This is a genomic window from Mycobacterium sp. P7213 (assembly GCF_900604305.1).
Lineage (GTDB): Bacteria > Actinomycetota > Actinomycetes > Mycobacteriales > Mycobacteriaceae > Mycobacterium.
In genome coordinates this window covers 1-24076 of record NZ_UWOA01000012.1, presented here as the reverse complement: position 1 = coordinate 24076, position 24076 = coordinate 1, and the positions used below count along the sequence as shown (strand labels likewise).

General features: G+C 68.3%; 21 protein-coding genes and 1 pseudogene. 3 read left to right on the top strand and 19 right to left on the bottom strand.

Going from position 1 to position 24076, the window contains the following annotated elements; genetic code table 11:
* Positions 1-3: 3 nt before the first annotated feature.
* The 13 genes and pseudogenes from tpiA to EJK91_RS06175 all read right to left on the bottom strand — a co-directional run bounded on the left by tpiA (position 4) and on the right by EJK91_RS06175 (position 14325).
* Positions 4-789 (bottom strand): triose-phosphate isomerase, encoded by a 786-nt coding sequence (gene tpiA, locus EJK91_RS06235; RefSeq protein ID WP_125078508.1) that lies wholly within the window; start codon positions 787-789, stop codon positions 4-6.
* Positions 789-2021 carry a phosphoglycerate kinase gene (locus EJK91_RS06230; protein WP_024443529.1) on the bottom strand — a complete coding sequence of 411 codons (1233 nt, stop codon included), beginning with the start codon at positions 2019-2021 and terminating at the stop codon, positions 789-791. Before EJK91_RS06230 ends, tpiA begins: the two co-directional genes overlap by 1 nt.
* A 7-nt stretch (positions 2022-2028) precedes the next feature.
* Positions 2029-3051, bottom strand: coding sequence for a type I glyceraldehyde-3-phosphate dehydrogenase (gene gap, locus EJK91_RS06225; RefSeq protein WP_024443530.1), 1023 nt, complete (start codon positions 3049-3051; stop codon positions 2029-2031).
* A 47-nt stretch (positions 3052-3098) separates the two neighbouring features.
* On the bottom strand, positions 3099-4850 hold the full coding sequence (locus tag EJK91_RS06220; RefSeq protein WP_125078507.1) for a DUF3556 domain-containing protein: 1752 nt from the start codon (positions 4848-4850) through the stop codon (positions 3099-3101).
* Between the two features lie 62 nt (positions 4851-4912).
* Positions 4913-6281, bottom strand: a pseudogene (locus EJK91_RS06215) (HNH endonuclease signature motif containing protein).
* A gap of 98 nt (positions 6282-6379) precedes the next feature.
* Positions 6380-7357, bottom strand: a complete 978-nt coding sequence (gene whiA, locus EJK91_RS06210) for a DNA-binding protein WhiA (RefSeq protein ID WP_024443533.1) — start codon at positions 7355-7357, stop codon at positions 6380-6382.
* The gene (locus tag EJK91_RS06205; RefSeq protein WP_125078506.1) at positions 7354-8433 is read right to left on the bottom strand and encodes a gluconeogenesis factor YvcK family protein; all 1080 of its coding nucleotides are present in this window, start codon (positions 8431-8433) and stop codon (positions 7354-7356) included. The genes whiA and EJK91_RS06205 overlap by 4 nt, the downstream gene beginning before the upstream one ends.
* 49 nt (positions 8434-8482) lie before the next feature.
* Positions 8483-9418 (bottom strand): RNase adapter RapZ, encoded by a 936-nt coding sequence (gene rapZ / locus EJK91_RS06200; RefSeq protein WP_024443535.1) that lies wholly within the window; start codon positions 9416-9418, stop codon positions 8483-8485.
* Positions 9415-11373 carry an excinuclease ABC subunit UvrC gene (uvrC, locus tag EJK91_RS06195; RefSeq protein WP_125078505.1) on the bottom strand — a complete coding sequence of 653 codons (1959 nt, stop codon included), beginning with the start codon at positions 11371-11373 and terminating at the stop codon, positions 9415-9417. Before uvrC ends, rapZ begins: the two co-directional genes overlap by 4 nt.
* A gap of 10 nt (positions 11374-11383) precedes the next feature.
* Positions 11384-11812: a PH domain-containing protein gene (locus tag EJK91_RS06190; protein ID WP_164517899.1), complete on the bottom strand. Its 429-nt coding sequence runs from the start codon at positions 11810-11812 to the stop codon at positions 11384-11386.
* Positions 11813-11859: 47 nt separating this feature from the next.
* Positions 11860-12342 (bottom strand): 6,7-dimethyl-8-ribityllumazine synthase, encoded by a 483-nt coding sequence (ribH, locus tag EJK91_RS06185; protein WP_125078503.1) that lies wholly within the window; start codon positions 12340-12342, stop codon positions 11860-11862.
* The gene (locus EJK91_RS06180; protein ID WP_125078502.1) at positions 12343-13620 is read right to left on the bottom strand and encodes a bifunctional 3,4-dihydroxy-2-butanone-4-phosphate synthase/GTP cyclohydrolase II; all 1278 of its coding nucleotides are present in this window, start codon (positions 13618-13620) and stop codon (positions 12343-12345) included.
* Positions 13621-13716: 96 nt separating this feature from the next.
* Positions 13717-14325 (bottom strand): riboflavin synthase, encoded by a 609-nt coding sequence (locus EJK91_RS06175; RefSeq protein ID WP_024443540.1) that lies wholly within the window; start codon positions 14323-14325, stop codon positions 13717-13719.
* A gap of 52 nt (positions 14326-14377) precedes the next feature.
* Between EJK91_RS06175 and EJK91_RS06170 the strand changes: the two genes are divergently transcribed.
* Together EJK91_RS06170 and EJK91_RS06165 are read left to right on the top strand one after the other, a co-directional pair.
* A complete protein-coding gene (locus tag EJK91_RS06170) occupies positions 14378-15076 on the top strand; it encodes an LppX_LprAFG lipoprotein (RefSeq protein WP_046300473.1) in 699 nt (232 codons plus the stop codon).
* Positions 15076-16614, top strand: a complete 1539-nt coding sequence (locus EJK91_RS06165; RefSeq protein ID WP_125078500.1) for an MFS transporter — start codon at positions 15076-15078, stop codon at positions 16612-16614. The genes EJK91_RS06170 and EJK91_RS06165 overlap by 1 nt, the downstream gene beginning before the upstream one ends.
* A 13-nt stretch (positions 16615-16627) precedes the next feature.
* On the opposite strand, the gene ribD is transcribed toward EJK91_RS06165, so the two are convergent.
* The 6 genes from ribD to EJK91_RS06135 form a co-directional block, all read right to left on the bottom strand.
* Positions 16628-17659 (bottom strand): bifunctional diaminohydroxyphosphoribosylaminopyrimidine deaminase/5-amino-6-(5-phosphoribosylamino)uracil reductase RibD, encoded by a 1032-nt coding sequence (gene ribD / locus EJK91_RS06160; protein ID WP_125078499.1) that lies wholly within the window; start codon positions 17657-17659, stop codon positions 16628-16630.
* Between the two features lie 49 nt (positions 17660-17708).
* Positions 17709-18386, bottom strand: coding sequence for a ribulose-phosphate 3-epimerase (rpe, locus tag EJK91_RS06155; protein WP_206430389.1), 678 nt, complete (start codon positions 18384-18386; stop codon positions 17709-17711).
* A gap of 4 nt (positions 18387-18390) precedes the next feature.
* On the bottom strand, positions 18391-19797 hold the full coding sequence (locus EJK91_RS06150; RefSeq protein ID WP_036458531.1) for an RsmB/NOP family class I SAM-dependent RNA methyltransferase: 1407 nt from the start codon (positions 19795-19797) through the stop codon (positions 18391-18393).
* Complete coding sequence (gene fmt / locus EJK91_RS06145; protein WP_125078498.1) at positions 19794-20726, bottom strand: methionyl-tRNA formyltransferase; 933 nt, start codon at positions 20724-20726, stop codon at positions 19794-19796. Before fmt ends, EJK91_RS06150 begins: the two co-directional genes overlap by 4 nt.
* A gap of 9 nt (positions 20727-20735) precedes the next feature.
* On the bottom strand, positions 20736-22241 hold the full coding sequence (locus EJK91_RS06140; RefSeq protein ID WP_125078497.1) for a bifunctional aminoglycoside phosphotransferase/ATP-binding protein: 1506 nt from the start codon (positions 22239-22241) through the stop codon (positions 20736-20738).
* A gap of 70 nt (positions 22242-22311) precedes the next feature.
* Positions 22312-23196: a universal stress protein gene (locus EJK91_RS06135; protein WP_125078496.1), complete on the bottom strand. Its 885-nt coding sequence runs from the start codon at positions 23194-23196 to the stop codon at positions 22312-22314.
* 521 nt (positions 23197-23717) lie between these two features.
* Here EJK91_RS06135 and EJK91_RS06130 point away from each other — a divergent pair.
* Positions 23718-24076: DUF732 domain-containing protein (locus EJK91_RS06130; RefSeq protein ID WP_164517895.1), on the top strand; the 359-nt coding region annotated here is incomplete at its 3' end.

The following is a 24076-nucleotide window of genomic DNA, read 5'->3' as shown; positions in this document are numbered from 1 at the left end:
GGGTCAAGGGAGCGGCCCGCCGGCAGCCAGCGCCGCCAGCATCGCGAACTGCTCACCGTCCAGCGACGCTCCGCCGACCAGCCCGCCGTCCACGTCCGGCTGGCCGATGAGTTCTCCGACGTTCTTGGCGTTGACCGACCCGCCGTAGAGCACCCGGACGGTGTCGGCGATCTTGGGCGAGGCGAGCTTGCCCAGCTCGCCGCGCACGGCCGCACACACCTCCTGCGCATCCGCCGCACCGGCCACCCGGCCGGTTCCGATGGCCCACACCGGCTCGTAGGCGATGACGCTGGCACCGATCTGCTCGGCGCTCAGGCCGGCCAGCGAGCCACGCAACTGCTCCAGGCAGTGCTCGACGTGGCTGCCGGCCTCCCGGATCTCCAGGTGCTCGCCGATGCAGATGATCGGGGTGAGGCCGTGCCTGAGGGCGGCGGCGGCCTTCGCGGCGACCAGCGCGTCGTCCTCACCGTGGTAGCTGCGCCGCTCGGAGTGCCCGACGACGACGAAGGTGCAGCCCAGCTTGGCCAGGAACGCCCCGCTGATCTCGCCGGTGTAGGCGCCCGCGTCGTGCTGCGAGACGTCCTGGGCGCCGAAGGTCAGCCGGAGCTTGTCGCCGTCGACCAGGGTCTGCACGCTGCGCAGATCGGTGAACGGCGGCAGCACCGTGACATCGACCTTGTCGAAGTACTTGTCCGGCAGCGCGAAAGCCACCTTCTGCACCAGTGCGATGGCCTCGAAGTGGTTGAGGTTCATCTTCCAGTTGCCGGCGATCAGCGGCTTACGACTCATTACGAACCTCCGGTTTCCAGAACTTGCAAGCCTGGCAGTGGTTTGCCCTCAAGGTATTCCAGGGATGCTCCGCCGCCGGTGGAGATGTGCGAGAAACCGTCCTCCGGCAGACCCAGCGCCCGTACCGCCGCGGCGGAGTCGCCGCCACCCACAACACTGAAGGCACCCTTGGCGGTGGCGGCTGCGATCGCCTCGGCCACTCCCCTGGTGCCGGCCTCGAACGCCGGGAACTCGAACACGCCCATCGGCCCGTTCCAGAAGATGGTCTTGGCGTTGCCCAGCAGTGCGGCGAACCGCTCCACCGAACCCGGGCCGACATCCAGGCCCATCTTTCCGTCCGGAATGGCGTCCGCGGCGACGACCTCGCCGGTGGCGGCGGCGTCGAACTTGTCGGCGACGACGATGTCCACCGGCAGCCGCAGCACATCGGCGTAGTCATCGAGCAGTTGCCGGCAGGTGTCCACCATGTCGGCCTCCAGCAGCGACGTCCCGACCGCAAGGCCTTGGGCGGCCAGGAAGGTGAAGCACATCCCGCCGCCGATCACGATGGAATCGGCCTTGGTCGCCAGCGACTTGATCACGCCCAGCTTGTCGGAAACCTTCGAACCGCCCAGCACTACGGCGTAGGGCCGCTCGGTGGACTCGGTCAGCTGCTGCAGCACCTGGATCTCCGCGGCGACCAGCGTCCCGGCGTACGACGGGAGCAGCGTGGCGATGTCGTAGACCGAGGCCTGCTTGCGGTGCACCACACCGAATCCGTCGGAGACGAACGCCCCCGGCGAACCATCCGGCGCGGCCACCAGCTCAGCCAGCGCCCGGGCCAGCGCCAGTCGCTCGCCGTCGTCCTTGCTGGTCTCCCGCGCGTCGAAGCGGATGTTCTCCAGCAGCAGCACGTCACCGTCGGTCAGGCCCTCGGCGCGGGCCAACGCGTCGGTGCCGACCACGTCACCGGCCAACTGGACGTGGCGGCCCAACTGCTCGCCGAGCGCGGCCGCGACCGGCGCCAGCGACAGTTTGGGGTCCGGACCGCCCTTGGGCCGGCCCAGGTGGGCGGTCACCACGACCTTGGCGCCGGCGTCGACCAGCGCGCGCAGTGTGGGCACCGACGCGGTGATCCGGCCCAGGTCGGTGATCTTTCCATCGTCGAGCGGGACGTTCAGGTCGGAGCGCACCAGCACGCCCCGCCCCGCCACACCCTCGGCGATCAGGTCTTCGACTGACTTGACGGCCACGATCGCGTTACAGCGACTTGCCGACGAGAGCGATCAGGTCGACCAGACGGTTGGAGTAGCCCCACTCGTTGTCGTACCAGGAGACCACCTTGGCCTGGTTGTCGATCACCTTGGTCAGCCCGGAGTCGTACAGCGACGAGTGCGGGTCGGTGACGATGTCGCTCGACACGATCGGGGCGTCGTAGTACTTCAGGATGCCCTTCATCGGGCCCTCGGCGGCGGCCTTCATGGCGGCGTTGATGTCTTCCACCGACGCCGACTTGCTCAGCTCGGCGGTCAGGTCGGTGACCGAACCGGTGGGGATCGGCACCCGCAGTGCGTAGCCGTCCAGCTTGCCCTTCAGTTCGGGCAGCACCAGGCCGATCGCCTTGGCGGCACCGGTTCCGGTGGGCACGATGTTGATCGCGGCGGCGCGGGCGCGACGCAGGTCGCTGTGCGGGCCGTCCTGCAGGTTCTGGTCCTGGGTGTAGGCGTGGATGGTGGTCATCAGACCCTTGACGATGCCGAACTCGTCGTTGAGGACCTTGGCCAGCGGGCCAAGGCAGTTCGTGGTGCACGACGCGTTGGAGATGATGTTCTGGCTGCCGTCGTACTTGTCGTCGTTGACGCCCAGCACGATGGTGATGTCCTCATCGGTGGCCGGCGCGGAGATGATGACCTTCTTGGCGCCGGCGTCCAGGTGGCCCTTGGCCTTGGCGGCGTTGGTGAAGATGCCGGTGGACTCGACGACGACGTCGACGCCCAGGTCACCCCAGGGCAGTGCCGCCGGGCCTTCCTTGACCTCAAGGGCCTTGATCTTGGTGTTGCCGACGACGATGGTGTCGTCGCCTTCGAGGCTGACGTCGTGGGGCAGCCGACCCAGGATCGAGTCGAACTTCAGCAGGTGCGCCAGGCTGGCGTTGTCGGTCAGGTCGTTGACCGCGACGATCTCGATGTCGGTGTTGTTGCCCAGAGCTTTTTGTGCGTCCAATGCCCTGAAGAAGTTCCGCCCGATGCGGCCGAAGCCGTTCACGCCTACCCGGACCGTCACTGGTCTCTCCTCGTGTTTCTCAGTTTGCTGGTGTAGTGGTAGCCAGCCTAGTGCGTGACGGACCCCACAGAACCTTCGGTACGGCGGACCGGCAACTCGTCGCCGGGTTCGGGCCACGGCTGGCGGCTGAGCAAGTCGGCCACCGCCACGTAACCGGCTTCGATCAGCCCCGATTTGGCGTCGACAATCCGGTAGGCCTGCTCTTTCCGGTGGATGGGTTGGCCTTCGAGCACGATCACCCGCAGCTCGCCCTCGGCGAAGTGGCAGCGGCGCTGCACCGCCGCGAGCAGCTGCTCATTGTGCAGGTGGCCTTCGCCGAAGTTCCACCCGATCAGCGGGCCCGCGATGATCTCGCCGTCGCGGATGTTGTAGTCGGCCACGTTGTCGAGCGCTCGGGCCAGCAAGCCGTTCAGTGCCCGCCCCTGCAGGTGCATGGCACGGAACGCCCCCGGGACTTTGTCGGCGACAAGATCGGCGGTGGACTGGTCGTAGAACTTCGCCAACTGGTTGGTGACCAGTGCGGAGCTCTTGACCACGTTGGCCTCCACGATGTCCTCGGTGCCGGCGCGGAAGCACCAGAAGCTGGCCGCCCAGTTTCCGGCGTAATAACGCATGGCGGGAAGGAACGAAATCTGCTGCGGAAACATGTTCCCGGCCACCGGGATAACGATGAGTCCGGTGAACAGAATGGCCATCAACAGCGGCGACCGCAGTTCGTAGACGCTGACTTCGGGATGCTGTCCGAACAGGAAGAACAGCGAGAGGAGGAAGAAAACATTCCATTCCAACGGGACTCCCATCGGGAGGTTGGACAGGATGTTGAGGTGAAAGATCACCATGAACGCGATCAAGAACCACCGCCACGGGTGATCACCGGCGACGAGCACCAATAACGCCGGCACGACGAATTCGGCTGTGGTGCCGCCGACGTGCGCCATGAGCTGCGGAATCCGGGTGGGGCGCAGGTCGTTGACGTGATCGCGGTACATCAGGTGTTTGAGGCCGGTGAAGATCTTGGAGCGCAGCAGGGCATTGTTGCTCGTCATCACCGCGACCACATAGGGAAAGTGGTGGTTGAGCTTGGAGGTGGCCGCACCCCACCACAGCCCGAGGATGATGAGCTTGAACGCGGCCATCTGGTCGACGTAGGGAAAGAAGAAGACCAGCAGCGTCAGGCCGTAGTGCTCGGCGCGGGCGGCCAGAAAGATCGTCTTGTCCCGCAGGCCCAGCAGCACCAGTGCGACGACCATCGGCGCCACCACCATCGGGTCCAGCAGACCCACCGGGCCGGGATCGCCGTGCCCCGCTGACAACAATGCCCAGACACCGCAGCCCAGGACGGCGGCATACAAGGCGATGTCGACCACGGTGCGGGTGTCGCCGCGGGTGAGCGGGACCTTGCCGGGCCACGGCGGCAGGCGGATTGTGTTGGGCCGCAACCAGTACAGGACACCGCCGATGGGCGGCCAGAACCGGGCGGTCAGCGGACCGGATCCGCAGCCCAGGCCCAGGATCTCGAACAGCAGACTGAAGACGACGAGTTTCTGATAGACGATCGGCTGGGTCCACCAGTCGGCGATGCGGCCGAGTTCGCCCAGGCCCGGAGTCAGCGCGATGACCGCTGCGGCGCCTGCGGCGTAGGCCGCGATCTTGATCAGGTAGATCAGGTAGACCCCCGATGGGGTGCCGAAACCCTGTTCGGCCCAGTGCCTGCTGCAGACCTGGATCCGGGTCGCCCACGGGGTGGCGCGCCACGTTTCGGGGTCGACGTCGGGAACCGACGGTTTGATGAACCCCATACTGTCCTCACTCCCTGCCGTGTGCCCGTTCTGTTATAGCGGCAAGTGCAGGCGTGCGACGGTCATTCGGGCGGGTCGGAATCACCGCGCAGGAGTCCTTCTCCGGTGGTGGGCGTGGTTGACCTGTGGTGGCGTGGTGCCGTCGGTCCAGCCGAGGCGTCCGGTGGTGGTGATGATGGTGTGTTGGCGGCCGTCGGTGGTGTCGGTGTGGTCGCAGCCGCAGGCGAAGAACAGCTCGTCGGCGTTGGTGCGTCCGCCGCGTGCCCAGGGCTGGGAGTGGTGCACTTCGCAGTGGTAGCCGGGCTCTAGGCAGTTCGGTCGGGTGCAGCCGCGGTCACGGGCGTAGCAGATCAACCGCTGATCAGCGGTCGCGACGCGTTTTTGCCGGCCGAGGTAGAGCGGGCGTGTGGTGTGGTCGTCGAAGACGGCCAGGTAGTGGATCGCCTGGGCGGCCATGGTGATCAGGTCGCGCATGGGCAGCCGGGATCCACCGCCGGTCAAGGCTGGTGGTGGCATGGGCAGCGAGGGGTCGCATGCGGCGTGGGCGGCTTGGTTGAGTTCGGCCAGGGTGGTGGTGACGATGACGGTGACGGGGTGGCCGCGGTGGGTGCCGAGTTTGCCGGAGGCGATGGCGGTGGACATCGCGAGTTTGAACGCGTCGTGGCAGCGCTGCCCGGGGCTGCGGTCATCGCGCCCCGCAATCCCGTCGGGCACATGCCGTCCAGGGCGCACGGCGGCGGCAACGGCTTCGAAGTAGGCGCGGGTTTGGGGGTCGAGGAGCCCGGTGAGTTTGGACATGCCGTCGAGACCTTGGCGACCAAGGGTCAGGCTGCGCCGTCGCGCCCGGTCGCGGTCACTGAACAGCCCATCGGGGTTGAGGTGATCGGCGATGCGCTGCCCGATCTTGGTGACCACCCCGGCATCGACTCGGGTGGCATGCGAGACCAACGCCGTTTCGGCATCGGCGACGTCGGCAGGTGGCACCCAGGCGGGCAGCACGTCGACGGCCTGGCAGACCGCGCGGATGTGGTCCTCCCCGACCGCACCCGACTGCACCGCGGTAGCCAGGGCTGGTGACTCAGGAGGCAGAACCGCACCGGTCAGGGAGCGGCGGGGCCGGATGCGGGCGGCCACACGGCAGCGGCGGGTGATCTCGCGTGGGGTGATCCGCAGCCGTTTCCATAGGGCGGCCCGTGCTGCGGCGATCGAACCGCAACCATCGGGCGGCTCGGCGAGCTCGCCGAAGATCCGGTACATCAACCCGCGATTCACCCGGTCCTGGGTTTCCAGCCGCTCGGCGATGTCGACCCGAAAGGCGTTGCCCACCAGATCCGTCGAGGTCGCCCGCAACACGTCCTGGGCGGCATCAATGGCATCCAGAGCAGCACAGACCTGCTCCCGCGCCGCCACCACGCCCAGTGCTGTTGCCATACCCCGACGCTAAAAACCACCCCCGACACCGACCCCCAACCGGAGGTCGCCGGCAACCCGGGCTGTGGATCAACCCCCAACTGGGGATAAGCACACCGCTAGGCGTCTTCGAGCAGCTCCGGGGTGACCGCAGACTCGGTGTCGGGAATGCCGTCCTGCTTGGCCTTGCGGTCGGCCATCGACAACAGCCGCCGGATGCGTCCTGCCACCGCGTCTTTGGTCATCGGCGGGTCAGCCAGCCGGCCCAGTTCCTCCAGGGAGGCCTGCCGGTGCTCGACCCGCAGTTTGCCGGCCGAAGCCAGATGATCAGGCACGGTGTCGCCGAGGATCGCCAGTGCGCGTTCCACCCGCGCCGCCGCCGCCACGGCCGCCCGCGCGGAGCGGCGCAGGTTGGCGTCATCGAAGTTGGCCAGCCGGTTGGCCGTTGCCCGTACCTCGCGGCGGATCCGGCGCTCCTCCCAGACCAACCGGGTGTCTTGGGCACCCATGCGGGTCAGCAGCGCCCCGATCGCCTCGCCGTCGCGCACCACCACCCGGTCCGCTCCACGCACCTCGCGGGCCTTGGCGCTGACCCCGAGCCGGCGCGCCGCGCCGACCAGCGCCAGGGCGGCCTCCGGTCCGGGGCAGCCGACCTCCAGAGCCGATGAGCGTCCCGGTTCGGTGAGGGAACCGTGCGCCAAAAACGCTCCCCGCCAAGCAGCTTCGGCGTCAGCGACACTGCCACCGACGACCTGGGCCGGCAGGCCCCGCACCGGGCGCCCGCGCAGATCCAACAGCCCAGTCTGACGAGCCAGAGCTTCCCCGTCCTTCGTCACGCGCAGCACGTAGCGGGTGCTCTTGCGCATCCCGCTGGCGGTCAGCACGTGCACGATCGCGTTATAGCCGTACAGGTCGAAGATGTCCTTGCGCAGCCGCCGCGCGATGACCCCCAGGTCCACCTCGGCTTCGACTACGACCCGACCGGCCACGATGTGCAGTCCGCCGGCGAAGCGCAGCAGCGCCGCGACCTCGGCGCGGCGAGCACTCACCGAACTGACCACGAGACGGCTCAGCTCGTCCTTGACTTCGGCCGTCATCGCCACGACTTGTCACCTCCCGGCCCGAGCCCGCTCGGTCCACTCACGCCGGATTGCCGGCCCCCGCCCTCGGCATGCGTCGCGACCGGTGTCGGAGCGATCAACGTCGATGCGTCGATGTTCCGAACCCCGTCCAGCGCCGCCGCCAACTTTCCTGGGTCATGTAAAGGTGTACCAGGTCGAGCCACGTCCACGAACCGAACCTCGGCAGCGAACAATGTGGCGGCACGCCGCAGTTGTTCGCGCTCGCGTTCACTGGGCACTCGGCCTGCGTCGATGATGATGTGGTCCACCGTGAAATCGGGTGCGTGTTGCGCCAGTACGTGCAGGTGTCGCTCCACGGAGAATCCCGCGGTCTCCCCCGGCTCGGCCACCAGGTTGAGCACCAGAGCACGACGGGCGGTGGTCTTCTGCAGCGCCCAGGCCAGACCCGGTACCAGCAGGTGTGGGATCACACTGGTGAACCACGAGCCCGGGCCGAGCACCACCAGATCCGCGGACATGATGGCGTCCACCGCTTGGCGGGTAGCCGGCGGATTGCCCGGCGACAGCCGTACCCGGCGTACCTTTCCCGGGGTGGTCGCGATGGCCACCTGCCCCCGGATCACCCGGAACAGTCGCGGGTCGGCCTCCAATCCGGACACATCGGCTTCGATCTGCAGCGCGATCGGGCACATCGGCAGCACCCGCCCCTTGACCCCCAGCATCCGGCCGAGCTCGTCGAGTGCGGCGACCGGGTCGGCCAGCACTTCGTTGAGGCCGGCCAGCAGCAGGTTGCCGATCGGATGCCCGGCAAGGGCGCCGGTGCCACCGAAGCGGTGCTGCAAGATGGTCGCCCACAGCTGGCCGGTCGGGGTATCGGAGGCCAGCGCCGCCAGTGCCATCCGCAGGTCCCCGGGTGGTATCACGTCGAGCTCGCCGCGCAACCGACCCGAGGAGCCACCGTCGTCGGCAACGGTCACCACCGCGGTGACGTGTGGGGTCAGCCGGCGGGCAGCCGACAGCGTCGCGTACAGGCCGTGCCCACCACCGAGCGCGACGATGCTCGGATTGCCTTGCGCGGGCTCAACACTCATTGGCGCCGCTTCTCCTCATCGCTTCGCACTGCACTGCCGCCGGCGCAACTCATTCGCGACCCAGATCCCGGTGCAGCACTCGAACCGACAGTTGGTCGTTGTCGTCTTGGGCATCCAACAGGCGCGCCAACGCCTCGGCGATAGCCACGCTGCGGTGCTTGCCGCCGGTGCACCCGATGGCCAGCGTCATGTACCGCTTTCCCTCTCGCCGATAGCCGCTGACCACCAGGGCCAGAAGCCGGTGGTAGCCGGCCAGGAATTCGTCCGCGCCCGGTTGGCTCAGCACGTAGTCGCGTACCGCCGGGTGCTGCCCGGTGTGCGGGCGTAGTTCGTCGATCCAGTGCGGGTTGGGCAGAAAGCGCACGTCCATGACCATGTCGGCGTCCATCGGCAGGCCGTACTTGAAGCCGAAAGACTCGACCGTGATCGACGTGGGGGCCAGTACGGCGTCACCACCGAACATCCCCTCGATGCTCTCCCGCAGTTCGCGCACGCTGAGCACTGAGGTGTCGATGACGAGGTCGGCCACCGCGCGCACCGGCGCCAGCATGATCCGTTCAGCCGTGATGCCCTCGGTGAGGGTCTGCTGGCCCTGCAGGGGGTGACTGCGGCGGTTGTGCTCGTAGCGCCGGATCAGTACGTCGTCGCTGGCCTCCATGAACAGCACGCGCGGGTTGATGCCGCGGGTGGCCAGTTCGGTGCGCACCGAGTCCAGGTCGCCGGTGAAGCCGGCCGAGCGGACGTCCATCACGACTGCCAGCCGGGTGATCCGGGATCCCGCCGCCAGCCCCAGGTCCACCATGCGGGTGATCAGGTCTGGTGGCAGGTTGTCGGCGACGTACCAGCCCAGGTCCTCCAAGACCTTCGCCGCGGTGCCGCGCCCCGCGCCGGACAGTCCGGTCACCAGCACCACGTCGATACCGGCGCCGTCTGACGGGCCGGCGACATCGCGTTCCCGTACGCCTTTCGGTGATTCCGTGGTCATCCCGACATCCGTTGCTGTTCAGCGGCGCCCGCCGCGCCGTCGGCTCCCAGCGCCTCGAGGACGGCCGCGGCGGTCGCCGCGCCGATCCCCGGGATCGAAGTGAGCTCTTCGACGGTAGCCCCTTTCAGTCGCGCCACCGAACCGAAATGGGAGATCAGCACCTTGCGCCGATGCTCACCCAGCCCGGGCACCGCGTCCAGCACCGACTCCGTCATCCGCTTGGACCGCTTGCTCCGGTGGTAGGTGATGGCGAACCGGTGCGCCTCATCCCGAATTCGCTGCAAGAGGTAGAGCCCTTCGCTCTGCCGGGGCAGGATGATCGGGTCCGGCTCAGAGGGCACCCACACCTCCTCCAGTCGTTTGGCCAGGCCGATGGTCGCGACGTCAGTGATGCCGAGCTCGGCCAGCACCGCGGCCGCAGCGTTGACCTGCGGTGCACCGCCGTCCACCACGTAGAGATTGGGCGGATAGGCGAACTTACGTGATTTCCCTTCGGGGGCAAGCACTTCGGCATCCAAGTGCCGGCGGAACCGACGACGCGTCACTTCGGCGATCGAGGCCACATCGTCCGAGCGCCCCTCGCCGGCGGCTTCCCGAATCGCGAAATGGCGGTAGTCCGACTTGCGGGGCAGTCCGTCCTCGAACACCACCAGCGACCCGACGACATCGGTGCCCTGCACGTGACTGATGTCGACACACTCGATGCGCAGCGGGGCGTCGGACAGGCCCAGAGACTCCTGAATATTCTGCAGCGCAGCCGATCTGGCGGTGAAATCGCCGGCGCGTTTCATCTTGTGTTGCTGCAGCGCATCTTTGGCGTTCCGCTCGACCGTCTCGGCCAGCGCCCGTTTGTCGCCGCGCAGCGGCACCCGCAGCGAGACCCGCGAACCCCGCAGCTCGGAGAGCCAGCTGGTCAGCTCATCGGCGTTGGCCGGCAGACAGGGCACCAGCACCTCACGCGGCACCGGGTTGGTCGGCTCGTCGGCGGCGCCTTCCAATTCGGCCTGGTCACCGTAGAACTGGGTGACGAACTGCTCGACCAGCTGCCCCAGGGAGCTGTCGGCGTCGCCGGGGTCACCGGGCTTCTCGACGATCCAGCCGCGCTGCCCGCGCACCCGCCCGCCGCGCACGTGGAACACCTGAACCGCCGCTTCCAGATCGTCCTCGGCAAACGCCACCACGTCGGCATCGGTCCCGTCGCCGAGCACCACGGCCTGCTTCTCCAGGGCGCGTTTCAGGGCGGCGACGTCGTCGCGCAAACGCGCGGCGCGTTCGAAGTCGAGCTCATCGGAGGCGGCCAGCATCTGCTGCTCGAGGCTGCGGACCATCCGGTCGGTCTTACCGGCCAGGAAGTCGCAGAAGTCCTCCACGATCCGCCGGTGTTCTTCGGTGCTGACCCGACCGACGCATGGTGCGGAGCACTTGCCGATATAGCCGAGCAGACAAGGCCGGCCGATCTGCTGGTGGCGCTTGAACACACCCGCCGAGCAGGTGCGGGCCGGAAAGACCCGCAGCAGCAGATCCAGGGTCTCGCGAATCGCCCAGGCGTGTGAGTAGGGCCCGAAGTAGCGCACGCCCTTACGGCGCGGCCCGCGGTAGACCATCAGCCGCGGGTACTCTTCGCCTCTGGTGACCGCCAAAACCGGGTAGGTCTTGTCGTCGCGGTAGCGGACGTTGAACCGCGGGTCGAACTCCTTGATCCAGTTGTATTCCAGCTGGAGTGCCTCGACCTCGGTGTTGACCACCGTCCACTCCACCTTGGCTGCGGTGGTCACCATCTGGCGGGTCCGCGGGTGCAGGCCGGCGATGTCGGCGAAGTAGGACGTCAGTCGTGACCGCAGGCTTTTCGCCTTGCCCACGTAGATGACCCGGCCGTGCGGGTCGACGAACCGGTAGACGCCGGGCGCGACGGGAATGGACCCGGACGCCGGACGATAGGTCGCGGGGTCTGGCACGTTAACCAGGCTAGCGACGATCGGGGGGTGGTTGCGCCGGGCGGTAGCGCGACAATAAGGCCCGCAGCGCCCGCATGGCCTCGACGGCGTGCTCTTTGTCGGCGGACTGGATGGCCACCAGCGGAATGTATTCGTCGTCGGGCAACTCCAGCCGGGCCCAGCGCTTGCCCGGCGGGAACGTCACGCCGACGACCTCCGACCATGGAATCAGCCGGTCTGAAAGCGCATTGCGGACCGACACGCCGGACTCGCCCGCCCGCACCCGGGCCCGAGTCAACAGCAGCAGCGCGCCGGCGACGATCAGGCCCAGTACCACCACCGCCACCCGGTCATAGGTACGGAAGATCACGCCGCTGGCGCGGATGGTCAGCAACACGCTCACCACGACATGGATGGTCACGATCAGGATTGCGACGATCCATACGCCGAGGCGCATCATGCGCGGACGTACCTGAAGATCCCAGCGCGGGGATCCGGCCGGGGGCGTCACAGCGCGGCGCGAAGCTCGCGCAGCCTCAGCGCCGTACTGAGTGCTGCGGCAGCCGCCTGAGCACCCTTGTCCTCGGTCGAATCGGGCAGTCCAGCGCGGTCCAGCGCCTGCGCCTCATCGTTGACGGTGAGCACGCCGTTGGCCACCGGGGTCGCCGCGTCCAGCGAGACCCGGGTCAGGCCCTGCGTCACCGCATCGCATACATAGTCGAAATGCGGTGTGGCACCGCGGATCACGACCCCCAGCGCGACGACGGCGTCATGGTTTCGGGAAACTTCCTGCGCCACGACCGGGATCTCGATCGCCCCAAGCACCCGTACCACCGTCGGCTCGGCGATGCCCGCGTCGGCGGCAACCTTGCGGGCTCCGGCCAGCAGGGCATCACAGATACGGGTGTGCCATGTGCTGGCCACGATCGCCAGACGCACGTCAGAGGCGTCGAGCACCGGCATGTCCGGCACTCCTGCAGCGGGGCTCATCTACATCGCCCCGCCGAATTCGTCCGGCAACTGCGCGGAGTCGTCGTAGTCCTCCAAGCCGGTCAGTTCATGGCCCATCCGGTCACGCTTGGTCAGCAGGTAGCGGATGTTCTCGGAGTTGGCCCGCACCGGCAGCGGCACCCGCTCGATGATGTGCAGGCCGTAGCCGTCCAGCCCGACACGCTTGGCCGGGTTGTTGGTGAGCAGCCGCATCGAGCGAACACCGAGGTCCGAGAGGATCTGGGCCCCGATCCCGTAGTCGCGGGCGTCGGCCGGCAAGCCCAGTTTGAGGTTGGCGTCGACGGTGTCGTCGCCGGCGTCCTGCAGCTGGTAGGCCTGCAGTTTGTGCAGCAGCCCGATGCCGCGGCCCTCGTGGCCACGCATGTAGAGCACCACCCCGCGGCCCTCCTGAGCGACCATCGCCAGTGCCGCGTCCAGCTGCGGACCACAGTCACAGCGCCGGGAGCCGAAAACATCGCCGGTCAGGCACTCCGAGTGCACGCGAACCAGCACGTCGTCGCCGTCGTTGTTCGGCCCGGCGATCTCGCCGCGGACCAGCGCGACATGCTCGACATCCTCGTAGATGCTGGTGTAGCCGACCGCGCGGAACTCGCCGTGCCGGGTCGGGATGCGGGCCTCGGCGACCCGTTCGATGTGCTTTTCGTGCTTGCGCCGCCACTCGATCATGTCGGCGATGGAGATCAGGGCCAGCCCATGCTCGTCGGCAAAGACTCGCAGCTCCTCGGTCTGGGCCATCGCGCCCTCGTCCTTTTGGCTGACGATCTCGCAGATCGCGCCGGCGGGTTGCAGGCCGGCCATCCGGGCCAGGTCGACCGCGGCCTCGGTGTGGCCCGGCCGGCGCAGCACCCCGCCGTCCTTGGCGCGCAGCGGCACCACGTGGCCGGGGCGGGTGAAGTCGTCGGCGACACTGCCCGGATCTGCCAGCAGACGCATTGTGGTGGCCCGGTCAGATGCCGAAATGCCGGTTCCGACATTGTTCTTGGCATCGACGGTGACGGTGTAGGCGGTGCCGTGCTTGTCCTGGTTCACCGCATACATCGGCAGCAGGCCCAGCCGGTCGCAGATGGCGCCGTCCAGGGGCACACACAGGTAGCCGGAGGTGTAGCGGACCATGAACGCCACCAGCTCGGGGGTGGCCTTCTCTGCGGCGAAGATCAGGTCGCCTTCATTCTCGCGGTCTTCGTCGTCGATGACGACGACGGCCTTGCCGGCCGCGATGTCGGCAACCGCCCGCTCGACGGTGTCCAACTTCGTCATCTGTGCCACCTTGGTTTCGCCGTCGGAAAGCGCCCCGTCGGCGCAACCCGCCCATCCAGTATGAACCACCCCGGACCCACGGTTTGCCCCGCGGAGTCATTCCGTGGGCTTTGTCACCAACCGCTCGACATACTTGGCGATCACGTCCACCTCGAGATTGACCACCGCGCCGACCGGCGCCCGGCCCAAGGTGGTCAGTTCCAAGGTGGTCGGAATCAGCGAGACTTCAAAGAAGTCGTCGGGGTCGGCGCCCAGCCCGGACACCGTCAGCGAGGTTCCGTCCACGGTGATCGAGCCCTTCTCCACCACGTAGCGCGCCAGCGACGCCGGCAGCTCGATCCGCACCACTTCCCAGTGCTGCCCCGGGGTGCGGGACAGCACCCGCCCGGTGCCGTCGACGTGGCCCTGCACGATGTGGCCGCCCAGTCTGCTGTTCAGAGCGGCCGCACGTTCCAGGTTCACCGGGCTTCCTACCTGCAACGATCCCAGGCTGGACCGCTCCAGCGTCTCAAGCATCACGTCGGCGCTGAAGCGGCCGCCGGGCTCGACATCGACAACGGTCAGGCACACGCCGTTGACGGCGATCGAGTCGCCGTGGCGGGCGTCGGAGGTGACCGTGGGGCCCTGGATGACCAGGCGCGCAGCGTCGGCGAGGTCCTCGCGGCCGACCAGCTCGCCCAGCTCCTCGACGATTCCGGTGAACATCACACCAGGCTATGTCTACGCTGCCCTACCCCGACCAGGCGGCCTCTATACGATGTCCCCCATGCGCAGACTTCTCATCGCCCTGGCCACCGCGACCACTGCCGCCGCGCTGTTCGCCGGCTGTTCTTCCAAGGATGCCGGCGGGCCGCTGCCCGACGCTTCGACGCTGGTCAAGGAATCGGCCACCACCACCGCCAACCTCAAGAGCGCGCACCTGGCACTCTCGGTGACCGGCCAGATCAAGAACCTGCCGGTCAAGACCCTTGAGGGCGACCTGACCACCCAGCCGACCACCGCAGCCAAGGGCAGCGCGACCATCATGATGCTGGGCTCGGACGTCGACGCCAAGTTCGTCGTGATCGATGGCGACCTCTACGCGGCGATCACCGGCGATGACTACGACAACTACGGCTCCGCCGACAAGATCTACGACGTGGCCGCGATTCTGAGCCCGGAGAAGGGCTTGGCCAACATGCTGTCCAACCTGACCGACGCGAAGTCCGCCGGCCGCGACACCATCAACGGCCAGAAGACCGTTCGGGTCACCGGCAACGCGCCCGCCGACGCGGTGAACTCCCTGGCGCCGCAGCTCAAGGCCACCGCTCCGACGCCGGCCACGGTGTGGATCTCCGAGGATGGTGACCACCAGCTGGTTCAGGCCCAGCTCAACCCCAGCGCGGGCAACGCCATCCAGATGACCCTGTCGAACTGGAACGCAGCCGTCACGATTGAGAAGCCGGCGGGAGCGTAATGCGGGTCAACCGCACGCTGGCGATCAGCGCAGGTAGCCTCGCCGTCCTGCTCGGGGCACTCGACACCTATGTCGTGGTCACGATCATGCGCGACATCATGGCTCCGCAGCCGGCGGGTGTCGGCATCCCGATCAACAAGATCCAGCAGCTGACCCCGATCATCACCTGTTATCTGCTCGGCTACATCGCTGCGATGCCGCTGTTGGGCCGGGCGTCTGACCGGTTCGGCCGCAAGCTGTTGCTGCAGGTCAGCCTGGCCACCTTCGCCATCGGATCGGTGGTGACCGCACTGTCGACCGACCTGTCGATGCTGGTGGTCGGCCGCACCATCCAGGGCGTCGCGGCCGGGGCGCTGTTGCCGGTGACGTTCGCCCTCGGCGCTGACCTGTGGGCGCAGCGCCGCCGGTCGGCGGTGTTGGGCTGGATCGCCGGCGCCCAGGAACTGGGCAGTGTGCTGGGTCCGCTGTACGGCATCTTCATCGTCTGGGCGCTGACCAGCTGGCGAGACGTGTTCTGGATCAACGTGCCGCTGACGGTGCTGGCCATGGTGTTGATCCACTTCAGTCTGCCTCCGCAATCTCAGGACGCCGCACGGGAGCGGGTCGATGTGGTCGGCGGGCTGCTGCTGGCGGTGATCCTGGGCTTGCTGACGATCGGCTTGTACAACCCCGACCCCAGCGCCAAGCAGGCGCTTCCCGACCACGGTGCGGCCTACCTGTTGTTCGCCGCACTCGCGCTGGTGGCGTTCGTGGTCTGGGAGATCAAGTCGCCGACGAAGCTGCTCGACCCGGCCGGCGCCCGGATCGGCCCGTTTCTGGCCGCGTTGGGCTCCTCGCTCTGCGCCGGCGCCGCGTTGATGGTCACCCTGGTTGACGTCGAACTGTTCGGCCAGGGCGTGCTCGGCAAGACCCAGAACGAGGCGGCGATGCTGCTGCTGTGGTTCCTGGCCGCGCTGCCCATCGGCGCCGTGGTGGGCGGGGCGATAGCCACCGTGGCCGGTGACCGACTGGTGACGTTCGTCGGGCTGCTCATCGCCGCCGGGGGCTACTGGCTGATCTCGAAGTGGCCGGTCGACCTGATGGCCTATCACCACGATGTACTCGGCTTGAGCCTTCCGGCGGCACATACCGACCAGGTGCTGGCCGGCTTCGGTCTGGGCCTGGTGATCGGCCCGCTGACCTCAGCGGTGATGCGCGTGGTGCCGCCACGGGAGCACGGTATTGCCGCGGCGGGTGTGGTGGTGGCCCGGATGACGGGAATGCTGGTCGGCATGGCGGCGCTGTCGGCGTGGGGCCTGTACCGGTTCAACCAGATCCTGGCCGGCCTGCCCAAGATGCCCGGCGGCAGCCTGGCCGAGAAGATGGCCGCAACTGCGGCCAACTCCAAGCTGGCCTTCGCCATGATGTACGGCGAGATCTTCGGAATCACCGCCCTCATCTGTGTGGTGGGCGCGGTGCTGGGATTGTTCATCGGCAGCAACGATGTGCACGCCGAAGATCCCGAGGTGCCCGAGCCGGAGGTCGCCATCTCCCGGTGACCGGCGCCAGCCGTTAGTGCGGGACCAGGCTCAACAGCAGGTCGGGGCCGATCTGCTCCATGGTGTCGAATCGCCAGCGCAGTGCCCGGGCGATGTTGGGTACGCCGACGTCGTCGACGGCGGTGACCGGCCCGCCCAGCAGGATCGGCGCCACGTAGGCCAGGATGCGGTCGATCGCTCCGGCCCGCAGGAATGCCCCCGCCAAGGTGGGGCCGCCCTCGAGCAGCACGTCGGTCCGGTCGGAGAGCGCGCGGAGTACCTCGGCCGGGTCGTGGGTGCGGATCACCATGGTGCGCGAGTCGTCGTTGAGCACGTGCGCGTCCGCGGAGATCTCCCGCTGGCCCACCACCACCCGCAGCGGCTGGCGGTCGGCCAGGGTGCCATCGGGCAGCCGGGCGGTCAAAGTGGGGTCGTCGATCAGCACGGTGCCGGTGCCGACCACGATGGCGTCGGCGGCTGCGCGACGGCGGTGCAGATCGGCCCGGGCCGCCTCGCTGGTGATCCACTGGCTGGAACCGTCGGCGGCCGCGCTGCGGCCGTCGATGCTGGTGGCGTATTTCCAGGTGACGTGCGGGCGGCCCGTGCGTTGCTTGTGCAGCCATTCCCGCAACGGCCCGGTGCTCACGGCCGCGGCCTGGACCCCGGAGAGCACCTGCACGCCCGCACCGGCCAGCCGCGCCGCCCCTCCGCCCGCATCCGGGTTGGGGTCGTCGACGGCGTAGACCACCTGCGCCACCCCGGCGGCCAGCAGCGCATCCACGCACGGCGGGGTCTTGCCGTGGTGATTGCACGGCTCGAGGGTGACGACCGCCGTACCGCCGACACTCAGCTCACCGGCCCGGCGCAACGCCACCACTTCGGCGTGTGCCTCGCCGGCCGGACGGGTCCCCCCGACGCCGGCCACCCGGCCGTCGCGATCCAGAATGACCGCGCCCACCGGCGGGTTGGGATAGGTGTTGCCTTTGACCCGCTGCGCCTGTTCGACCGCTAACAGCATGGCGGCGTCATGGTCGACGGCATGCTCGGCGGCCGACGCAGCGCTCATGCCTCGACTCCTCGCTCGCTCGTTCCTCTCTCGCCGTGGCCTTCGATAGTCATGCGCGCAGGTGCGGTGACGCCGCCAGAGCCTGACGCCGCAGTGACTCGACGGCGGCGCCCGGGTCAGCGGCGCTGTAGACGGCCGAGCCGGCGACGAAGCAGTCGACGCCGGCTTCCGCGGCCTGCTCGACGGTGTCGGCGTTGATGCCGCCGTCGATCTCCACCAGGATGCTCAGCTCCCCGGCATCGACCAGCTTGCGCACGGTGCGCACCTTGCTCAGCACCTCGGGGATGAAGGACTGCCCGCCGAACCCGGGCTCCACCGACATCACCAGCAGGGTGTCGAAGTCCCGCAGGATCTCCAGGTAGGGCTCCAGCGGCGTGCCGGGCTTGATGCTGAGTCCGGCTTTGGCACCCGCGGCGCGGATGTCGCGTGCCACGGCGACGGGATTGTCGGTGGCCTCGGCGTGGAACGTGACGTTGTACGCGCCGGCTTCGGCGTAGGGCGGCGCCCAGCGTCCCGGGTCCTCGATCATCAGATGGCAGTCCATCGGGATGTCGGTGGCCGCCAGCAGGCTCTGCACCACCGGCAGACCCAGGGTCAGGTTCGGGACGAAATGGGCGTCCATCACGTCGACGTGCAGCCAGTCCGCACCCTTGACAGCGGCGACCTCATCGGCGAGGCGGGCAAAATCGGCCGACAGGATCGACGGCGCGATCATGGCTCGTGACATGCGCTCAGATTACTTGTAGCGCCGCAGCGAACATGGCGTCGGTCCCGTGCCGGTGTGGCCACAGCTGCACGTGCGGTCCGTCGCCCAGCGCGTCAACCGGGGCGAACAGTTCCCGGGTGTCCAACGCCCGCACCGGATGCCGGCGTAGCGCATCGGCCACCACACCGACCGTCTCGGCCAGGTGCGGCGAGCATGTCGCGTATAACACCACTCCCCCCGGCCGGGTCAGCCCGATCGCGGCGGCCAGCAACTCACGCTGCAGTTTGGCCAGCACCGGAATATCGGCGGGCAGGCGGCGCCAACGGGCTTCGGGTCTGCGCCGCAGGGCGCCCAATCCGGTGCAGGGCGCGTCGACCAACACCCGGTCGAAGCCGGGTTCCAAACCTGAGTCGCGGCCGTCGGCCGTCAGCACCTGCACGTCCAGACCACGGGTGTTATCGGCGACCAGCGCGGCCCGGTGCGGGGCCTGCTCCACCGCGGTCACCCGCGCCCCGGTCTGGGCGCCGAGGGCGGCCAGCAGCGCGGTCTTGCCGCCGGGTCCGGCGCACAGGTCCAGCCACCGCCCGGTGTCACCGTCGACTGGAGCCAGCGTGAGGGCGCGGGCCACCAACTGGCTGCCCTCGTCTTGAACCAGGGCCTGACCGGCACGCACGGCGTCGAGCTTGCCGGGGTCACCACCGGGCAGATAGACGGCGTACGGCGAATACCGGCCGACTTCGCCGTCCACCGCGGCGGCCAACTCGGCCGCGGTCAAGGCGCCCGGCCGGGCCGCGAGATGCACGCGGGGCCGCTCGTCGTCACCGGCCAGCACCGCGTCGAGTTCGCCGGCGGCGGCGCCCAGCGCGTCGGCGAACGCCTGCGCGATCCAGCGCGGGTGGGCGCGGACGAAGGCGGCGTGGCCGATCGGATCGCTGTCGGCGTTCGGTGCCAGTTCCGCGGTCCAGGACTGCTCATCACGGGTGCTGATGGTGCGCAGCACGCCGTTGACGAAACCGCCTCGTGCGGAGTCGAATTCGAGGACAGCCTGATCGACGGTGGTCGATACCGCGGCGTGCGGCTCGACTCGGGTGCGCAGGAGTTGATAGCTGCCCAGCCGCAGCAGATCCAGCAGCACCGGGTGGATCGTCTCGGGTTGGCGCTGCGCTGCCGCGCCGATGATGGCGTCGAGCAGGCCCCGCACCCGGCAGGTGCCGTAGGTCAGTTCCGTGGCGAAAGCGGCGTCACGGCCGGTGATTCCACGTTCGGCCAGCAGCGCCGGCAGCGCGAGGTTGGCGTAGGCATCACGCTGGGAGACTGCCTGCAGCACATCGAATGCGGCGCGACGAGCCGGGTCCAGGGGCTTGCGGCGGGGTTTGCGTGAGCCGTCCTGGGGGCGCTGCGGCCGGCGCTGGCCGCGTTGGGGTCCGGTCATGACGCCCGCACCTCGGGGTCGAGCCGAGCGCCGCGCGCCCAGTCTGCGGCGTCCATCAGTTTCTTTCCCTGCGGCTGGATCTGACCCAATCGCACCGGATCCGTGCCGGTGCCGACCCACACCTGCCGGCGGTCGACATGTAGGGCGCCGGGTGGCAGTCCTGCCGGCCCGTCCGCGGCGAGGCTGACGGGCCCGACTCTGACTCGCAGGTCGCCGATCATGGTCCAGGAGCCCGGGTTCGGGGTGACGGCGCGGATCCGGCGGTCGATCACCGTGGCCGGCAGCTCCCAGTGCACCCGCGCGTCCTCCACGCTGATCTTCGGTGCATAGCTGACCCCGTCGTGCGGTTGCGGCACTGCGTGCAGCGCTCCGTCATCGATGCCGTCGAGGGTGGCCGCCAACAGCTCGGCGCCCGAGACCGCCAGCCGCGCCAGCAGTTCGCCGGCGGTGTCATCGGCCCGGATGGTCTCGGTCGTGACCCCGTAGACCGGCCCGGAATCCAGTTCCGGCTCGATGCGAAACGTCGTCGCTCCGGTCACCTCGTCGCCGGCGGCGATGGCCGCCTGCACCGGAGCCGCGCCCCGCCAGGCCGGCAGCAGGGAGAAGTGCAGGTTGACCCAACCGTGTGTCGGCACCGCCAACAACGCGTCGCGCAGTAGCGCCCCGTAGGCGACCACCGGGCAGCACTCCGGCGCCAGTTCGGCCAGCTCCGCGACCGACTCGGGCGCATTGGGCTGGGCCGGCCGCAGCACCGGAATGCCGTGGTCAAGAGCCAGGCGGGCCACCGGGGACGGCTGCGGGCTCCCCCGCCGGCCGGACGCCGCGTCGGGCCGGGTCAGTACCGCCACCACCTCGTGGCGCGGCGAATCGATCAGCCGTTGCAACGACGGCAACGCGGTGTCCGGGGTGCCGGCGAAGACAATGCGCACCGGGACAGTTTAGGGAAGTCGGGTCCGCTGGATCGCGGCGCGCCACAGCTCCTGAGCCTTTCGCACGCAATCATCGAGCGGTTGCGACGTGTCGACGCGATGGGCGGTATCCCACTCGAAGTCGTGAGCTGCCAGCGCTTCGGCGATCTGTGGTGTCGCATCGGAGTTGCCCGGGGCCCTGCTTCTGATTCGGTCGGCGGCGACCTCAACCGGCACCACGCACTGGATCTCGGTGGTCGCCGCGTGCTTGTGGGCGGCCAGGCGGCGGGCCGCGGCACGGACCTGCCCATCGCGCCAGGTTCCATCGAGGATCACCGACTGACCGCTGGCCAGATACCGGCCCGCCCGATGCAGGATCGCCTGGTAGACGGCAGCCACATTGGCCGGTGCATACAAACCGGCGCCCAGGGAGCCGGCCGCTCCGCTCAGCTGCCCCGACTCGTGCAGTTCCTTGCGCACGTCGTCGGTGGACAGCACCACCGCCCCGATCTGTTCGGCGAGCTTTCGGGCCAGCGTCGACTTACCGGTTCCGGGACCGCCCCCGACCAGCGCCAGCCGGATCGCGCCGCGCTCGAGGTGGCTCACCGCGATCGCCAGGTGGCGCGCCGCGGCGGCGTCAGCCCCGGCCTTGCCCTGGGTCAGCCGCACGCAGTCCACTTTCGCCCGCACCGTGGCGCGGTAGGCGATATAGAAATCCCGCAACGAGGACGGCGCCGTGTCGCCCGCATAGGTGGCGTAGCGGTTCAGGAAGTGGTCGCCGAGATCCTTGCGGCCCAGGAATTCCAGGTCCATGGCAAGGAAGGCGGCGTCGTCGATGCGGTCGATGAAACGCAAGTCGTCACTGAACTCCAGGCAGTCGAGCAGCACCGGCCGGTTCTCCGCCCAGAAGATGTCATCGGCGAGCAGGTCGGCATGGCCGTCGACAATGCAGCCCGCGTCGATCCGCTGAGCGAACAGATCCGCTCGACCGGCAAGGTATGCGCCGGCGAGGTCCTCAACAAGGCGCACCGTCTCGCCGGGCACCACGGTGTCAGCGTGACGGCGCAGGGTGGGGAAGTTGTCGAACCACCGTTGGTGGATAGCCTCGGGCTTGCCCTGCAGGCTGATTCGCGGGCCGCGCTCGGCACGGTCGTGGAAGTCTGCCAGTGTCCGGGCGATGCTGTCGAGCACGCCTTCTACCGGGGCACCATTGCTGACCATCGAAGCCAACCGCTGGTCGTCCTGATAGCGGCGCATCACGACGATCGGCTCGGGCGCCCCGGCGGACGGACCGCTGAGATGGGCCACCCCGAAGTAACTGTCGGGGGCGATTCGGCTGTTGAGTCGGACTTCCCGCGCGCACGCCTCTTCGCGCTGCTCGACGGTACGGAAGTCCAGGAAGTCGGTCTGCACCGGCTTCTTGGCCTTGTAGGCCCGGTCGCCGGCCAAGATCACCACGCCGGAGTGCGTTTCGTGGGCCGCGACGTAGGGTGCCGCTTCCGGCGCATCCGCGTCGCCGTGTGTCGTGAACTCCATGACGTCCAGTGTTACCAGCGCGGCCCGGCGCGGGGGCGAGCAACGGACCGCCCCCGAGCCTGGCCGACGGTCATCTTCCGTCCGGGCGGACCACGATCACCGGAATGCCTGCGGCCTGAACCACCGCGGAGCTGACCGACCCCAAGAGCTGACTGGCGAATCCGCCACGGCCGCGACTACCGACCACCACCAGCTGAGCCTGCTCGGCCGCCTTGACCAACCAGCGAGCCGGGTGGTCACGGACGACCCGTCGCTCGACGGCGACATCCGGATATTGCTCCTGGTAGCCCGCCAGGCGTTCGGCGAGGATCTCGTGGCCCTGGACTTCGTAGTCGTGCTGGTCCACGTTGAGGATGGGCATGACCCCGACGTCACTCCAGGCGTGCAATGCCACCAGCGATACTCCGCGGTGGGAGGCCTCCTCAAAGGCCAGCGCCGTAGCCCGCTCCGACGCGGGTGAACCGTCGATGCCCACCACCACGGGCGCATCTGTCGCGCAAGCGCGATCGGTGCGAATGACCGCAACCGGACCCTTTGCGTGGTGGATCAGGCTGGTGCTCACCGAGCCCAGCAGCAGGCGGCCGATCGCGCCCAATCCCGTTGAGCCCACGACGGTCAGCCAACAATTCTTGGTGACACCGATCAGCGTCGAGACCACCTGGGCGTAGGCCATCTCGGTGCGCACCTCCGGTGACGCGGCGTCGCCCCGGCTAGCGTCGACGACGTTGCGGGCCCGCGCCAGGATCTTGTTCGCCTCGTCGGCCTGCCAGCTGGGGATTCCCTCGGACATCGGCCCGGGTGGCCAGCCGGTCTCCAGGGGTGTCACCACATGCAGCAGCGTGAGCGGCAACTGGCGCATGATCGCCTCATGCGTCGCCCAGGTCACTGCCGCGTCGGATTCAGGCGATCCGTCCACACCCACCACGATTCCGGGTGTCGTTCTCACTTGTGACATCGCAGGCCTCCAACCATATTGATCAGCCGGCTAGCCGACTTACCTTTGAAACTACTGCGGCCCGGGATGATTCGGCAGGGGCCGTTGGACCTCAATTGCCGATCCAGCTGCCCTTTGTCCTGACGTGACGGCCTGCAAACTCTTGCGGCGGCACCGATTCCGATGATGAAATATCGGTATACGATCTATTATGGCAGCTGCCGAATCGACAGCCACCGCCCATCAAACGGAGGCGCAACATATGTTCAATAGCAGCTAGCACAGGTAGCGACGCGCAGGTTCTCGCGAGTACCGCGACCCTTTGGCTATCGCCGCTGCGTATTCCCGCGAGTTGCCCATGCTGCTCTCCGGTACGGACGGGGAACCACGCGTAGAAGCGACAAACAACTCCGGCGGAGACAACATCCACCGCCCCGCCCGTTTCTGATTGGGTCAATTGTCAATGCAGGCAACGGTGGCGGCCTCCCCCACCTCACGGCCGACGACGGGCACGGTCCGGAAAAGAAACGGAGAGCCGTGCCATGTTCAACCCGGCGTACCACTGCGTCACCACCGCCGCGATCACCGCGCTCGCTGCTGCCATGTTGCCCTGCGGCGCGGCAGCGGCAGACCCGAATCAAGACGACCAGTTTCTGGCGGTACTGCAAGAGAAGCAGATTCCCGCCATGGAAAACATCTCGACCGTTGTCGCCGCCGGCCACACCGTGTGCCGCAAACTCGACGACGGTATACCGGCGCGCACCGTCCTGGACGGATTGGACAACGATGCCTTCGGAATGAACCCCGCATTACGCGAGCAGTCAGATCGGCTGGCGGCCACCATGAGCCGATTCATAGCGGCAGCAGTCGAGGTCTACTGTCCGGGCGACCAGGGCAAGAT

What these genes read in the sequence shown, in the direction of transcription:
- tpiA (WP_125078508.1), bottom strand. Translation starts at nt 789, where the DNA reads ATGAGTCGTAAGCCGCTGATCGCCGGCAACTGGAAGATGAACCTCAAC.
- EJK91_RS06220 (WP_125078507.1), bottom strand. Translation starts at nt 4,850, where the DNA reads ATGGGGTTCATCAAACCGTCGGTTCCCGACGTCGACCCCGAAACGTGG.
- whiA (WP_024443533.1), bottom strand. Translation starts at nt 7,357, where the DNA reads ATGACGGCCGAAGTCAAGGACGAGCTGAGCCGTCTCGTGGTCAGTTCG.
- EJK91_RS06205 (WP_125078506.1), bottom strand. Translation starts at nt 8,433, where the DNA reads ATGAGTGTTGAGCCCGCGCAAGGCAATCCGAGCATCGTCGCGCTCGGT.
- rapZ (WP_024443535.1), bottom strand. Translation starts at nt 9,418, where the DNA reads ATGACCACGGAATCACCGAAAGGCGTACGGGAACGCGATGTCGCCGGC.
- EJK91_RS06190 (WP_164517899.1), bottom strand. Translation starts at nt 11,812, where the DNA reads ATGATGCGCCTCGGCGTATGGATCGTCGCAATCCTGATCGTGACCATC.
- ribH (WP_125078503.1), bottom strand. Translation starts at nt 12,342, where the DNA reads ATGAGCCCCGCTGCAGGAGTGCCGGACATGCCGGTGCTCGACGCCTCT.
- EJK91_RS06180 (WP_125078502.1), bottom strand. Translation starts at nt 13,620, where the DNA reads ATGACGAAGTTGGACACCGTCGAGCGGGCGGTTGCCGACATCGCGGCC.
- EJK91_RS06175 (WP_024443540.1), bottom strand. Translation starts at nt 14,325, where the DNA reads ATGTTCACCGGAATCGTCGAGGAGCTGGGCGAGCTGGTCGGCCGCGAG.
- EJK91_RS06170 (WP_046300473.1), top strand. Translation starts at nt 14,378, where the DNA reads ATGTCCCCCATGCGCAGACTTCTCATCGCCCTGGCCACCGCGACCACT.
- EJK91_RS06165 (WP_125078500.1), top strand. Translation starts at nt 15,076, where the DNA reads ATGCGGGTCAACCGCACGCTGGCGATCAGCGCAGGTAGCCTCGCCGTC.
- ribD (WP_125078499.1), bottom strand. Translation starts at nt 17,659, where the DNA reads ATGAGCGCTGCGTCGGCCGCCGAGCATGCCGTCGACCATGACGCCGCC.
- rpe (WP_206430389.1), bottom strand. Translation starts at nt 18,386, where the DNA reads ATGTCACGAGCCATGATCGCGCCGTCGATCCTGTCGGCCGATTTTGCC.
- EJK91_RS06150 (WP_036458531.1), bottom strand. Translation starts at nt 19,797, where the DNA reads ATGACCGGACCCCAACGCGGCCAGCGCCGGCCGCAGCGCCCCCAGGAC.
- EJK91_RS06140 (WP_125078497.1), bottom strand. Translation starts at nt 22,241, where the DNA reads ATGGAGTTCACGACACACGGCGACGCGGATGCGCCGGAAGCGGCACCC.
- EJK91_RS06135 (WP_125078496.1), bottom strand. Translation starts at nt 23,196, where the DNA reads ATGTCACAAGTGAGAACGACACCCGGAATCGTGGTGGGTGTGGACGGA.